At 62.4% G+C, this 255-nt stretch carries 1 protein-coding gene; it reads left to right on the top strand.

Annotation, left to right across the window (positions count from 1 at the left end; translation table 11 throughout):
• A partial coding sequence (locus AAEZ08_RS23220) for an acyl-CoA dehydrogenase family protein (RefSeq protein ID WP_500125219.1) occupies positions 1-131 on the top strand: 131 nt, incomplete at its 5' end.
• Positions 132-255 lie beyond the last annotated feature (124 nt).

Below are 255 nucleotides of genomic sequence, written 5' to 3'. Positions count from 1 at the left end.
GCAATGGCTATATCAATGAATTCCCCGCCGGGCGCCTGCTGCGTGACGCCAAGCTCTACGAAATTGGTGCGGGCACCAGTGAGATTCGGCGGATGTTGATCGGTCGCGAACTGTTCAACGAAACCCGCTGAAGGAGTGCACCATGGCCACCCTGCACACCCAGCTCAACCCGCGCGCGGCGGAATTCGCCGCTAACCGAGCGGCGATGCTTGAACAGGTCGACGCCCTGCACAGCCTGCTCGCCCACGTCCACCA

Source organism: Pseudomonas sp. E45-MNA-CIBAN-0222 (assembly GCF_040310405.1).
GTDB lineage: Bacteria > Pseudomonadota > Gammaproteobacteria > Pseudomonadales > Pseudomonadaceae > Stutzerimonas > Stutzerimonas stutzeri_AC.
The sequence above is the reverse complement of the archived record's forward strand: the minus strand, read 5'-3'. Positions and strand labels throughout refer to the sequence as shown.